This window comes from Nostoc spongiaeforme FACHB-130 (genome assembly GCF_014698475.1).
Lineage (GTDB): Bacteria > Cyanobacteriota > Cyanobacteriia > Cyanobacteriales > Nostocaceae > Nostoc_B > Nostoc_B spongiaeforme.
Window position 1 is genome coordinate 66040 of sequence record NZ_JACJTB010000018.1, and the last position, 14352, is coordinate 80391.

The following is a 14352-nucleotide window of genomic DNA, read 5'->3' on the forward strand; positions in this document are numbered from 1 at the left end:
CGTCAAATGTGCATTAGTTTGACTGGTGCAGTCATTTGACTTTTGCATCAAAGTTAAATGTTATAAATAACTTTCATAACTTAAGTACAACTGCTGAGTAATGTTGAAATTTTTACAGTATAAAAGCCTACAAATTTATGCTTGGGTCACTAAATTATTGACTACATTGAGGCAATTTTTAAATTGGCGGTCAATTCAGCGTCTTCTACCAGTTTTGTTTATCTCCTCATTCAGCATCGTAGTATTTTTAGGCAATTTAACACCGACATCTGCTCAAATATCTGAGTCCCGCCAACAAATTCGCGGGGTTTGGCTGACTAATAACGACTTCGATATTATGAAGTATCAAGCCAAAGTGCAGGATACAATGGCTCAATTGCGGCGGTTGAACTTTAACACAGTCTATCCCGTCGTCTGGAATGATGGTTATACAAAATATCCCAGTGCAGTAGCACAACAGCAAGGTATTCCCTTTTTCTTCAAAGGTGCAGAAGGACAAGATATTATTGCTGACATTATTAACCAAGGTCGTCGCCAAGGATTAGTCACTATACCTTGGTTTGAATTTGGTTTTATGGTTCCCTTAACCTCAGAATTAGCATCCGCCCACCCAACTTGGCTAACACAAAAGCAAGATGGAACTCAAACTTCAATTACTGCGGCGGGTGAAGTAGCTTGGTTTAATCCTTTCCATCCCGAAGTCCAAAAATTTATTACTGACCTTGTAGTTGAAATCATTACCAAATACAACGCTGATGGTATTCAATTTGATGACCACATGAGTTTGCCTGTGGATTTTGGTTACGACCCTTACACCATCAAACTATATACCGAAGAAACTGGCAATCCACCTCCCCCCAACCCTCAAGCCCAAGCATGGGTGCAATGGCGGGCGGATAAAATTACAGCATTCATGCTTCAACTTTATCAAGCGGTGAAACAAATCAAGCCTAATGCGATTATTTCTGTTTCGCCTAATTACTATGATTATGCTTATAAATTTCAACTGCAAGACTGGTTGAATTGGGTGAGATTGGGTATTGTAGACGAGTTGGTGATGCAAGTTTACCGTAACGAATTAGAAGCTTTTCTCAGCCAAATTACTCGCCCAGAAATTATCGAAACCCAACAATATATACCTACTGGCATAGGTATTATGACAGGGTTGCGAAATCGCCCAGTTTCTCTGCAACAAATTCAGTCTCAAGTCCGGGCGGCTCAACAACGCGGTTTAGGTGCTGTGTTTTTCTATTATGAAAGTCTGTGGGATATTGCACCTGAACCTGTGGCGCAGCGACAAGCTGGATTTTTAGAAGTTTTTGCCACCCCTGCGTTGCGGGATACTTCACAAATTACACGCCGCAAGCCTACTTTTGATACAATATCAGTCCCTTTATATACCAAGGGTTCTGTTAGCCAAGCAAGTCGAGGCTATTTTTTAGAAATATCTGTAGCCAATGGTCGGCCGAGACGTGTTTTGTTAGATACAGGTTCAGCTGGTTTAAGAGTACCTCCAGAATTTTTTGGGAATGCGCCCATCCGCAAAACAGGTCAAGTTATCAAGGAAGTATTGAGTGATGGGACAATCTTAGAAGGAGAATTAGTTTATACCAATTTCCGAATTGGTTTCCTGACTACTGAAGAACCTGTTCCGGTACAGGTTGTGACTAGCCGCAAATGTACTACCCAAAAACCAAATTGTTCGGCGAAAAGTAGTACAGCGTTTTCCGGTATTATCGGTGTCAATTATTTTGAACGGTCACTTCCTTATAACCCGTTGAGAAAATTACCAGGAAATTTGAGTAATGGAGCGATCGTCACAGGTAATGGTGGTACTAATAATAATGGTAGTCTCACCCTTGGCTTGACCGCAAAAAATCGCGCAGGTTTTAAAATGGTTTCCCTGAAGGCGCAACCTGCAATTGATGGTATACCTGGCAATAGATGGGACTCTCGACTTAACGCCGTCTGTTTAAATATCTCTGGTAGTGCGATGAAAAATAGCTGTAACAGCAGAATGGTTACTGACTCTAGAAATACAAGTGGTTTTGTTGAGTTGAAGTCCCCAAACCTTGCAGGCAAACTTAAACCCGGAAGGTTACGCCCGGAAAATACTGTTAAAATAGCTATCCCTCAAGTTTTGGATTACAGTTTAGTTCCAGGCAACCGTGATGGGTTTAATTTGTGGAATATTGCGATTTCTACCCAAGCTGAACAGCCTGTATTTGTGAACAGTGGTATTGGATTTTTTGATCGATACGATGTCCTTTTTGACGCAATTAATGGACAACAGGGGTTTCGTGTTCGTCGTTAACAAGACTTACATAGAGGTGTAAGGGTGTAACGAAAAGAAAAAAGCCGATGCAACTTAGAGTTGCACGGCTTTTGGTGTGGTATGAGGAGCTTAACTAAATCTCATGATACGGTAACTAACTAGTTTGCTGTACGCTCGTAACAATTTTGGTAACAGAAATTTTCGGACAGTACAGACTGATAGCAAATTTTAGAAACATTGTATACAACGTCTCTACCTTGGGTGGGAGTAGGAATACTATTTCTGCAAGCAACTTAGTATAAATTCACATACATACTCTTTTGAGACAAAATAAAAACCGTAGAAATTATATTTTTCTACGGTTTTATAGTGTGGTGTGAGGAGACTTAACTGATCTCATCATATAACCCATTAGAAGATTATTGACCCATACTTAATAAAATTTGCAGCTAGATTATCGTTTGATGACATAAACCTAAATTCTTAGGTTTTTTGGGCTTTCTGTAGTTAATTTTAAACTAAAGCTCCACCACAGCTAGAACCACTCCCTGCTGTACAACCATAGCAATAGGCGGCTGTTTGAACTTCAGAAATTAAGTCTAAATTACTAGCTGCTAACAAGTGAGCTACTGTTAAGTTTTCCCCGTTGGTATTTTTTGCGGGTAGATTCATCATTTGGCTGAAATCACAATCATAAACATTTCCTAAATAATCAATCGAAAGTTCATTACGACACATTAAATGCTCGATGGTACTGGCGTTAAAATGGGATTCTAAAAATTGGAGATAGGGAATGTAGAGTTTTTTGCGCTCTAAATACAGCTTAGTTCTACCGACTGGTAGATTGGTGATGGTAAATAAATTGTTAAATTGAATATCAAAATTATCTTTTAAAAATCTTTTATAATCTTGCTCTAACTGCTTTTGTTCAGGCGCTAAAGCAAATTTTTCACCTGTGGGTAATTGGGGATTATAAACTAAATCTAAAATTAAATTAGCTTCGTGACTATAGCCAACACTGTTCAGCCACTGCAAAGCTTTGATAGAATCATCAAAAACACCAGCACCGCGCATTTTATCGACATTATCGGCTAAGTAACAAGGCAGAGACGCAACTATTCTCACTTGATTTTGGGCAAAATATTCTGGTAAATCACCAAAGCCATCGACAAAGTAAATAGTCAAGTTAGAGCGGACAATTACTTGTTTATGAGTTGCTCTAGCAGCTTCTACTAATAATTTAAATCCATAATTCATTTCTGGTGCGCCACCAGTCAAATCAACAATTTCAATTTCAGGAAATTTATGGATTAATTCAATTAACTGTGTGCAGATTTCTGGAGACAGTTCTTCTGTGCGTTTTGGGCTGGCTTCAACATGACAATGATTACAAGCAAGGTTGCAACGTTTACCCAAGTTAATTTGTAAAACAGTAATTTGCTTTTTAGTTAATGGTGTATTGAGTTTATGGTTAAAGTTAGTAAATTTTGAAGTAGCTTGCATGATTTGATCTTCCTGATTTAAACTGCTGAATTCTGACTCCTGACTTCTTAATATCTTTAGCCTTGTAATAATCTATAAGCTATACCACTAATAATGGCTGTGGCGGGTACAGTGAAAATCCAAGCAATAATTATCTGCCAGAAAACACGTAAATTTACTTGTTTTGCGGTTAAGCCAGCACCAACAATGGAACTAACGGCAACATGAGTTGTAGAAATGGGTAAACCAAAACAAGTTGCTGCGATCGCTAAAAATCCGGTCACTAAATTTGCAGACAAACCTTGTGTAGAATCTACAGTAGCAAGTCTTGTACTCATAGTGTCAGCAATTCTCTGAGAGTTGAGTAGCCCACCTAACCCCATCGCCATTGCAATGGTTAACATTCCACCTTGAATGGAAAAATATTCAATAATCAGAATAATCGAAACTAACTTGGGAGTTTGACTGAAGCCTCTGGCAAAACTGACAACTGCTGCACTGATAAAATGCAGGATATCTAATAGTTTTTGATTAGCTAACAAGTTAAACTTAGAATTAGTATATGCAAATAATTTATAAATACCTGCTGCTAATAAAATTGCTATTAGGGGACTCAATACTAAAGGTAAAACAAAATATTTGAGTAATACACTAAAATTAACCTTGAGACCGATCGCTACTAATCCCGCCCCTAATAAACCACCTGTTAAACTGTGAGTTGTCGAAATCGGAAACCCTGTCAAAGCAGCCATTAACACTGTCACACCAGTTGCGATCGCCACAGCTAAATGAATTTCTGGCACATTAGCAATTTCATCGGGAAAAATCCCTTGTCCCGAAAAGTTTTGGACTAATGTACCAGCCATAAATATCGCAGCAACTGCACCCGCAAAGGTCATAATAGTTGCCCATAAAATCGCCGTCTGGTAGCTAGTTGTCCCACTACCAAACAGCGTTGCTACACCCTTAAAGTTATCATTTGCTCCATGAGCATAAGCCAGAAATAACGTAGCCAAAAACAAACTAATAATTAACATTTTGGGGTTTATATTTTAACAGCAACCACCACCGTTATAGTGCCAGGTTGAATCAGTAATTATGATTTGCTGCGGCTCTAAAGCCGCCAATTTAGCAGCCGTTTTGTCACAGACTGCTGCGGGAATCCCGCGCTGAAGCAGATGTCCTGCGCCATCATCAAATAAAGCTGCTGCACCACAGTAAATGGCTGTCTTGCCAGTAAAAATACAAGCGCCATCTTCTGGAATTGCAACTTTAAAAGCCACCGAATCAAGACTTTCTAGTAGTAAGTTTGCTTCTAAGTTGTAAGTCTGAGCATCCAGTAAGCGATAAGGGCGACGGGCGCGAATTTCAATTTGTCCGAAGCCAGCATCAATTATGCGCTGGGTATACTCTTCGTAGGTAAGTGCGCCTGACAAACACATAGCGCGTAGTTGCTCATCTTGTTGAAGATGGGTAGGAATTGAACGGGTTGCAATGGGATCACTCATTTGCAAACGTCCACCAGGTTTCAGCACACGATATGCTTCTTTTAAAGCTCTGGTTAAATCTTCTGGTTCAAAAATGTTGAACAGGCAATTCTGGGCGACAATATCCACCGAAGCATCAGCCACAGGCAAATTAAAAGCATCACCTGGGCGAATTTCGACGAAATTAGGATGAAACCAAGAGTTTTCGGTGGCAGCAATTTCCAGGTTGCGTGTAGCAGCTTCTCGCATAGCAGCCACGGGTTCAACAGCAATTACCGCACCAGCACGACGAGAAAAATAAGCAAATTGCAACGCTTCTAATCCACCACCCACACCAACATACAGCACAGTGGGTTGGTTGATCAGTTCTGTTGGGTGAACCGTTGTACCACAACCATAGTTCATTTCTTGCATCGGCAAGGGAATTTTTAAGCCAGGGAATTGCAAGGGTGAACTTTGGACACAACAAAGTCCAACTTCGGGTGTTTCTGCAACTTCACGGTAAAATTCTGCGGCTGTTTCTAAATAAGTCATAACAGTCTGGATATTAGGTGTTTTCGGGAATACTCAGCTCTGAGCATCCTAATATAACTAAGTATCGCCTAAATGAATTTCTCCTGAGAGAGAAAGTATTAAGTGTGAATTTAAACTTCAATCACGACTTTACCAAAGTGGGCGGCAGTTTTGAGATAGCGATAAGCTTCTGGGGCGGCGGTGAATGGAAACACAGAATCAATTATGGGGAAGATTTGATGGTGAGATATTGCTTGATTCATAGTTTCAAACATTTCCCGACTGCCTACATAAATGCCCTGTAGGGTAAGACTTTTAGCTAATATGGGCATGGGATCAATGTCACTACCTTTTGTCAGCACACCGATTAAGCTCACACGCCCGCCAATTCTGGTGGCTTGGAGTGATTGTGGTAAAGTACCTGCACCACCGACTTCGATGACGTGATCTACACCAACGCGATTTGTTAACTCATAAACTTGCTGTTCCCAATTTGGTGTGGTTTTGTAGTTGATAATTTCATCAGCACCTAGTTGTTTGGCTTGGGCTAATTTTTCATCGCTACTAGAAGTAATGATGACTTTTGCATTGTGGAGTTTGGCAAACTGAAGGGCAAATATCGAAACTCCGCCAGTACCCAGCAATAATATAGTGTGATTGGCGCAGATGTTACCTTTTGTAACCAAAGCGTGCCAAGCGGTGACAGCAGCGCAGGGTAAAGTGGCTGCCTGGGTGTAGGAGAGGTGATCAGGTAAAATTACTAGCCCATCTTGGTCTAGCACAACGTATTCAGCCAGCATCCCGTCAATGCTACCACCTAAATCAGACTTCATTTTCTGTCTAGTTGGGGAGTCGTCAATCCAAGTTTGGAAGAAAATCCCGGCGACGCGATCGCCTTTTTTTACCCTTGTCACACCTTCACCCACAGCGACAACTTCCCCCGCACCATCAGACATCGGAATCAGTGGATATGTCAATTTAGAACCGTAGTTTCCCGCAGCTACTAGCAAATCACGATAATTTAAAGATGTGGCTCTTACCTTAATGAGAACTTGTCCGGCTGCGGGTTCGGGTTGCGGGCGATCAACTAATTTTAAAGCATCAATGCCGGCATTACTTTGGATTTCGTAAGCTTTCATAAACTTTTACCATCATCAAAATAGGATTCAGAGGCTGTCTCTAAAGAAATTTAAAAAGAGCAAAGTCAGACAGTCACTCATGCTGAATCATGCCGTAACTTAGAAATTATGTGCAAGTTGACAAGACGTGCCATCTGCAAACCATTGTTGTTACCAAAATGACCATCTAATACCAAGTACGTCCAATAACTCTACTACGTCAGCCCTCTCTCTTCATACTCTTTTTTTGGTTAAGGTATTGAGTTCTTTTACCGATTTATCTGGCTGATAGCGGTCTAACACCGCCTTTGCCTTTGCCAAATCACCATTTTGGGTGTAGAAGTTTGCTAGTTCTAAGTATTCTGGACGCAGACAAGAATCACGGTACTTCGGTTGCAAGCGTTGCAGATATGGATTGCGCTGAAATGCTGCCTCTTTAACGCAGAGAGTTGTTAGTAGCATCGTTTCTGTATTTTGACTTAACTGTTTGCTGTTTTCAGAATGACGACAATAGCGTGCCAGTGGTTCATTTACATAGCCTACTGCCCATTCCTCGACAATCCTTAGCCAAAGGTCATAATCTTCTGAGGAACGCAAACTTTCATCAAAACCACCGAGCTGCTCCCAACATACCCGACGGATGATAATCGTGGGCATGGGAAAAAAGTTGCCATGCAGTAGAGTCCAAGGAGTAACAGTTTGAGGCGGAACAAAACCATTGAGATAGGTTCCTGGCAGTATTCCTGCTTCATTAAAGATCACCATATCGGTGTAGACTAGACCTATACTGGAATCAGTTTCCAATAGAGGAATTTGCTTTTCCAGTTTTTGCGGTTCCCAAAGATCATCATCATCTAAAAAAGCAAGATACTGCCCTTGAGAAACTCGTATCCCGGCATTTCTCGCTGCTGCTATTCCCCAATTGTCTTGATGAATGGCAATAACTTGATCCGCATACTGAGCCAGAATTTCTCCAGTGTTGTCAGTAGAGCCATCATTGACTACGATGATTTCGTAATTGCAGTAGGTCTGAGCTAAAACGCTTTCAATTGCTTGACCAACCAGATGCGATCGCTGATAGGTGGGAATAATGACGCTAACTTTTGGCATTCTTTAGAGCCTGTTTGTAAATGATTATGAAGTGAGCAAATAAGACTTCACCAGTCGTTTTAACATTAAACGAATCATGACTGTGTTAATTATAGATTTGCTCATTTCGGGTAAAAGTTCATAATCTTTACTCAGGCGACGATATTGGCTGTCTGACTTCGCTCTTTTTACATTTCTTTAGAGACAGCCTCTCAGGAGTCAGTAGCCAGAATTCAGAATTTAATTCTGTCCAAATTGCTAATGAATAAGTGGGTTTAAGACACTCATTAAATCTTTGATTTAGTAGTCTTCAATTAGCGAAAAGTTGCGTGGGCGGCTTTGCCGACTTGAGCAAACTTTTCAAGACAGTGGCGGCTTTGAATTACCCACTAATTGATTCGGACTTCTGCAACAAATTAATAAATAATTCCTAAGACAAATTCTCCTTGATTTACAGCTTGATTGGTCGCCACATCAAAAATCAATCCATCGTGTTCAGCATAGATATCAATTAATTTGGGCAATCCACCTGCTTTGTTAAAACTGAAAAATTGTAAAGTCTATCTCCGGCTTTAACGACACTACCTAATGCGATTTTCGATTGAATCATGCCCCCTGCGATCGCCAGAGGCCATTTGCCGTAAAAATATATTTTTAATCTGCGGAATCATAGCACTAAGTTCTAGATAAACTTTACAATTTTTCAGGTAGAGGTAATTGTTCATTGTCAATTGTTAAAAAACATCTCTCCTCCTTGTTTCCCTTGTCTGTGTTGCTCACATATCAAATAGGAATGCTATATTGCCTGATTACTCAATTCAGTAGTTAATGATCTCTTTAGCTAAGTATTAGTTATTCTAACTCTAACAAATGGGAATACTAAGCTTATCTAAACTTGCTGCGCGTGGTTTCATCCATGTAGAGAAGCAACCACCAAAAGAAACTAGAGGTATATATCAATGACTACTGAGTTTCAGACACCCGTCATTCCTGGATATCAAATTAGCTCTCAATTGTATGCAGGTTCTAGAACCAGAGTATATCGCGCTATCCGTCAAGTTGATCAACTGCCAGTAGTCATCAAACTTCTCACCTCCGAATATCCGAGTTTTCACGAGTTATTGCAATTTCGTAACCAATACACGATTAGCAAAAATCTGCAAATTCCGGGTATTATTCATCCGTTGTCATTAGAAACCTATGGACATGGTTATATATTAGTGATGCCGGATACGGGGGCGATCGCTCTGCGGGAATATATCAAAACCACGACTCTTTCTTTAGCGGAATTTTTAGCGATCGCTATTCAACTCAGTAATATTCTTCACGATTTACATCAACACCGTGTTATCCACAAGGATATTAAACCTGCTAATATTCTGATTCATCCCTACAGCAAGCAGGTACAATTAATTGACTTTAGCATTGCTTCCCTGTTACCGCGAGAAACTCAAGAAATCAAAAGTCCCAATGTTTTAGAAGGAACACTTGCTTATATTTCTCCAGAACAAACCGGGAGAATGAACCGGGGTATTGATTACCGTAGTGATTTTTATTCTTTGGGTGTGACTTTTTATGAACTTTTGACGGGGACTTTACCGTTTATCTGCGAAGATCCAATGGAGTTAGTGCATTGTCACATCGCCAGAACACTGATTTTGGCTAATAATGCAGATATCCCCCAGGTACTTGCAGATATTGTGCTGAAATTAATGGCGAAAAACGCCGAAGATAGATATCAAAGTGCTTTGGGATTAAAGCATGATTTAGAAACTTGCACTCAGCAATTACAAGATACTGGTACCATTACTAATTTTGCCATTGGACAACGAGATATTTGCGATCGCTTTCTCATCCCCGAAAAACTCTACGGACGTGAAGCCGAAGTTATCAGCCTCTTGCAAGCCTTTGAACGTGTTGCTAACGGCACATCTGAAATGATGCTAGTTGCAGGATTTTCGGGAATTGGGAAAACCGCCGTCGTCAACGAAGTGCATAAACCCATTACCCGCCAGCAAGGCTATTTCATCAAAGGTAAATTTGATCAGTTTAACCGAAATATTCCCCTATTAGCGTTTGTCCAAGCTTTGCGCGATTTGATTGGGCAATTATTATCAGAATCAGATACCCAATTAAATCAATGGCGCAGTCAGATTCTAGCTGCGTTGGGCGACAATGGACAAGTTTTAATTGAAGTGATGCCAGAACTCGAAAGAGTCATTGGTAAACAACCACCTACACCAGAATTATCGGGAACAGCCGCCCAAAACAGATTTAACTTATTATTTCAGAAATTTATTGCCGTCTTTACCACTGCCGAACATCCATTAGTGATGTTTATTGATGATTTGCAATGGGCAGATGCCGCATCTTTGCAATTAATTAAACTGCTGATGGCAGATAAAAATTATCTGTTATTGTTGGGGGCTTATCGAGATAACGAAGTTTCGCCCACCCACCCGTTAATCTTAACAGTTGCGGAACTCCAGCAAGTTGGCAGAACCGTGAATACAATTACCCTTGCGCCTTTGACTTTGAGTGATACCAATCAGTTAATTGCTGATACACTGCATTGTACAACTGAGCGATCGCTCCCCCTGACAGAATTAATTATCCGTAAAACCAAAGGTAATCCCTTTTTCATTACCCAATTTCTCAAAGCCTTACACGAAGATGGAGAAATTAAATTTAACCGTGAACAAGGCTATTGGGAATGTGATATTGCTCAAATTAATGCCTTATCTCTCACAGATGATGTGGTTGAGTTTATGGCACAGCAATTACAAAAGTTGCCTGATGAAACTCAAAATGTTCTCAAGTTAGCTGCTTGTATTGGTAATTCTTTTGATTTAGCTACCTTAGCAATTGTTTCCGAACAATTACAAATGGAAGCGGCAACAGCCTTGTGGAAAGCTTTACAAGAAGGATTAATTCTGCCCCAAAGTGAAGTTTATAAATTTTATCTCAGCTCTGAACAAGCCAATCAGAACAATCACAAAATTGAGAATTTAACTTATAAATTTTTACACGATCGCGTCCAACAAGCTGCTTACTCTTTAATTCCTGACTGGCAAAAACAAGCGACTCACCACAAAATTGGGGAATTACTTTTAAATAATACCCTAGAATCAGAGTTAGACAACCGGATTTTTGATATTGTCAATCAACTCAATATTGGCATCGAATTAATTACAGAACCATCCCCAAGACAACAATTAGCCGAGTTAAACTTACGGGCGGGACATAAAGCCAAAGTAGCTACCGCCTACGCGGCGGCTGTGAGTTATTTAAACACAGGCTTAAAACTGTTAACCGAAAATTGCTGGCAAAATCAGTATGCACTGACTCTGCAAATGTATGAATCTTTAGCAGAATCAGAATATTTAAATACTAATTTTGCCCAATCTAAATATTTCATTGATCAAACTTTGTTATCAGCGCGTCAACCACTCGATAAAATTAAAGTTTATGAAATTCAAATCTTAGCTTATACCGCCCAAAATCAACTGCTAGAAGCTATCAATACAGGTAGGGAGGCTTTGAATTTACTGGGTGTTGATTTCCCAGAAGATTGTGATTTTGAGACGATGATTGCCGAACATCAACAACTCAAAATTATTTTAGGCGATCGCCCCATCGAATCTCTCGCAGATTTACCAATTCTCCAAGCACCTGATCAATTGGCTGCAATGCGAATCTTGGTGGGTTTATTTGCATCTGTGTATTTAGCCAAACCACAATTGTTACCTTTAAAGATATTCACAATGGTGAAAATCTGTATTCAATGTGGTAACTCTCCCCAAGCCGCAATCGCTTATAGTTTGTATGGCTTATTTTTATGTGCAACTGGTGAAATTGAACGCGGCTATCAATTTGGGCAACTAGCAACTACTATCTTAGATCAATTGCAAGCCAAAGAATTAACTAGTAAAGTCAATCTGACTTTTGCTTTATTTATTAAACATTGGCGAGATTCTTTACGTTCCACATTACCTGTATTCTTATCTGGTTTAACCAGTGGTTTAGAACATGGTGATTTAGAATATGTTGGTTATTGTGCCAATTGCTATTGCCAATTTTTGTTTTGGACAGGTGAACATCTAGAAATTGCCGAAGCAGAAGCTGATAAATATTGTCTGCTCATTGAAAATATCAAACAAGAAGCTTCGTTAATTTGGGCAAATACTTGGCGACAAACAGTGATTAATCTGCGTGGTAAAGCTGAAAATGTCATGATGCTTGTTGGTACAAGTTTTGACGAAACTGTGACTTTACCTGCCTTAATTCAAAGTCGTAATGTCAACGGTGTTTGTTATGTTTATCTCGCCAAACTCTTACTTTGTTATTTATTTGGTGATATTGCCAACGCCAAAGAATATGCCAGCAAATTTGAAGAATATGAACAAGGGGCGGCGGGTTTATTAATTACTCCCCTGAAGAACTTTTATCAATCTTTGAGTTTATTGTCAGAATATTCTAGCCCAGATACTCTCACAACAACTGTTGATTTAGAGAAAGTTGCCAAGAATCAACAATCAATGCAGATATGGGCTGAACATGCTCCTGCGAATTATCTGCATAAGTTTCAACTGATAGAAGCAGAAACTTATCGGGTATTAGGAAAATATTATCAAGCCGGGGATTTGTATGATCGCGCGATCGCCCTCGCCCAAGCCAATGGCTACCTCCAAGAACAAGCCCTCGCCTATGAACTAGCAGCGAAGTTTTATCTTGCTTGGGGTAAAGAAAAAATCGCCACAACTTATATGCAGGAAGCTTACTACTGTTATGCCCACTGGGGTGCAGAAGCCAAAACCAAAGATTTAGAAAGTCGCTACCCTAATTTACTGCGTCCCATTTTTCAGCAAGCTACAGCAACTCTCAACCCCTTAGAAACCCTGGCGGCTGTGACGAGTTCTAATGTTTCATTTCATAGTGCTACTACTGCCTCTTCTAACACCAGTTTGAATCTAGCCTTAGATTTTGCCGCTATTATCAAAGCCTCGCAAAGTCTCTCCAGCACTATTCAATTAGATGATTTGCTGTCTCAATTAACACAAATTATTCTGCAAAACTCTGGTGCTGATCACTGCGCCTTAATGCTACCCAATCGTGAGGGAATCTGGCAAGTCAGGGCGATCGCCACAACCGAAACCACAGAACTTTGTGCGGAACCGTTGGAAAACAATCCTAATTTGCCAATCAAGCTGATACAGTACGTCAAAAACACTCAAGAAGTCGTGGTGGTTGACAATCTCAAAACTGATTTGCCTGTAATTGGTGAATATTTAACTCAGCATCAACCAAAAAGTGTATTGTGCTTGCCAATTCTCAATCAAGGTAATTTAATTGGGATTTTGTACTTAAAGAATCAGTCTAGCAGTGGAGTGTTTACGGGCGATCGCATCTTGATTCTCAACTTTCTGTGTACTCAAGCCGCCATTTCCCTAGAAAATGCCCGCCTCTATCACCAAGCCCAAGAATATGCCCAACAGTTGGAACAATCCCAACTCCAGATTGTACAAAATGAAAAAATGGCATCTTTGGGTAACTTAGTCGCCGGGGTTGCCCATGAAGTTAATAACCCCATTGGCTTTCTTTACGGCAGTATCCGCAACGCCCAAGAATATACCCAAGATTTAATCGGCCATCTAGAACTGTATCAACAATATTATTCTGAACCTGCTGACCCAATTCACAAGAATGCTCAAAATATTGACTTGGAATTTTTAATCGAAGATTTACCCAAGTTACTGCATTCGATGACGGAAGCCACTGAACGCATTAAATCGATTAGCAACAGTCTGCGTACTTTCTCCCGTGCCGATACAGTCAATAAAGTCATAGCTAACATCCATGATGGTATTGATAGCACTTTAATGATTTTAAAATACCGCCTGAAAGCCAATGAACAGCGCCCCGCCATCAATATTCAGCAAGAATATGGCCACATCCCAGAAATTGAATGCTTTCCAGGGCAGTTAAACCAAGTATTTATGAATATCTTGGCTAATGCCATTGATATGTTTGATGAAATGGCGCAAACCCGCACATTTGCCGAATTACAAACTCATCCCCAAGAAATTACGATCCGTACTTATGTAACTGCCAATCAAGTTTATATCCATATTCGAGATAACGGCAAAGGTATGAGTGCAGATGTAACAAGTCGCATCTTTGACCATTTATTTACTACCAAGGGAGTCGGTAAAGGTACGGGCTTAGGATTAGCGATCGCGCGGCAAATTATCGAAGAAAAACACGGCGGTAAAATCACAGTCAACTCTGTTCTGAGTGAGGGAACAGAGTTTGTCATTCAACTGCCAGTGTAAATTTTTACGTCATTATAGAGTACAGTTGATCATTTGGGAATACTAAATCAAGACAT

At 40.1% G+C, this 14352-nt stretch carries 7 protein-coding genes; 2 read left to right on the forward strand and 5 right to left on the reverse strand.

What is annotated here, in order from left to right; all coding sequences use genetic code 11:
• Positions 1-100 precede the first annotated feature (100 nt).
• The gene (locus H6G74_RS15150) at positions 101-2314 is read left to right on the forward strand and encodes a family 10 glycosylhydrolase (protein ID WP_190968460.1); all 2214 of its coding nucleotides are present in this window, start codon (positions 101-103) and stop codon (positions 2312-2314) included.
• Between the two features lie 474 nt (positions 2315-2788).
• Here the strand turns inward: H6G74_RS15150 and arsS are convergent, their stop codons facing one another.
• The 5 genes from arsS to H6G74_RS15175 all read right to left on the reverse strand — a co-directional run bounded on the left by arsS (position 2789) and on the right by H6G74_RS15175 (position 7985).
• On the reverse strand, positions 2789-3778 hold the full coding sequence (gene arsS, locus H6G74_RS15155) for an arsenosugar biosynthesis radical SAM (seleno)protein ArsS (protein WP_190968461.1): 990 nt from the start codon (positions 3776-3778) through the stop codon (positions 2789-2791).
• 56 nt (positions 3779-3834) lie between these two features.
• Positions 3835-4794: an inorganic phosphate transporter gene (locus H6G74_RS15160; protein ID WP_190968462.1), complete on the reverse strand. Its 960-nt coding sequence runs from the start codon at positions 4792-4794 to the stop codon at positions 3835-3837.
• Positions 4795-4809: 15 nt separating this feature from the next.
• Positions 4810-5778 (reverse strand): arsenosugar biosynthesis arsenite methyltransferase ArsM, encoded by a 969-nt coding sequence (arsM, locus tag H6G74_RS15165; RefSeq protein WP_190968463.1) that lies wholly within the window; start codon positions 5776-5778, stop codon positions 4810-4812.
• Between the two features lie 110 nt (positions 5779-5888).
• The gene (locus H6G74_RS15170; RefSeq protein WP_190968464.1) at positions 5889-6896 is read right to left on the reverse strand and encodes a zinc-dependent alcohol dehydrogenase family protein; all 1008 of its coding nucleotides are present in this window, start codon (positions 6894-6896) and stop codon (positions 5889-5891) included.
• A 213-nt stretch (positions 6897-7109) separates the two neighbouring features.
• Entirely contained in the window at positions 7110-7985 is an 876-nt protein-coding gene (locus H6G74_RS15175; protein ID WP_190968465.1) for a glycosyltransferase family 2 protein, read from the reverse strand.
• A 938-nt stretch (positions 7986-8923) separates the two neighbouring features.
• On the opposite strand from H6G74_RS15175, the gene H6G74_RS15185 reads away from it, so the two are divergent.
• Positions 8924-14296 (forward strand): trifunctional serine/threonine-protein kinase/ATP-binding protein/sensor histidine kinase, encoded by a 5373-nt coding sequence (locus H6G74_RS15185; RefSeq protein WP_190968466.1) that lies wholly within the window; start codon positions 8924-8926, stop codon positions 14294-14296.
• Positions 14297-14352: the final 56 nt, after the last annotated feature.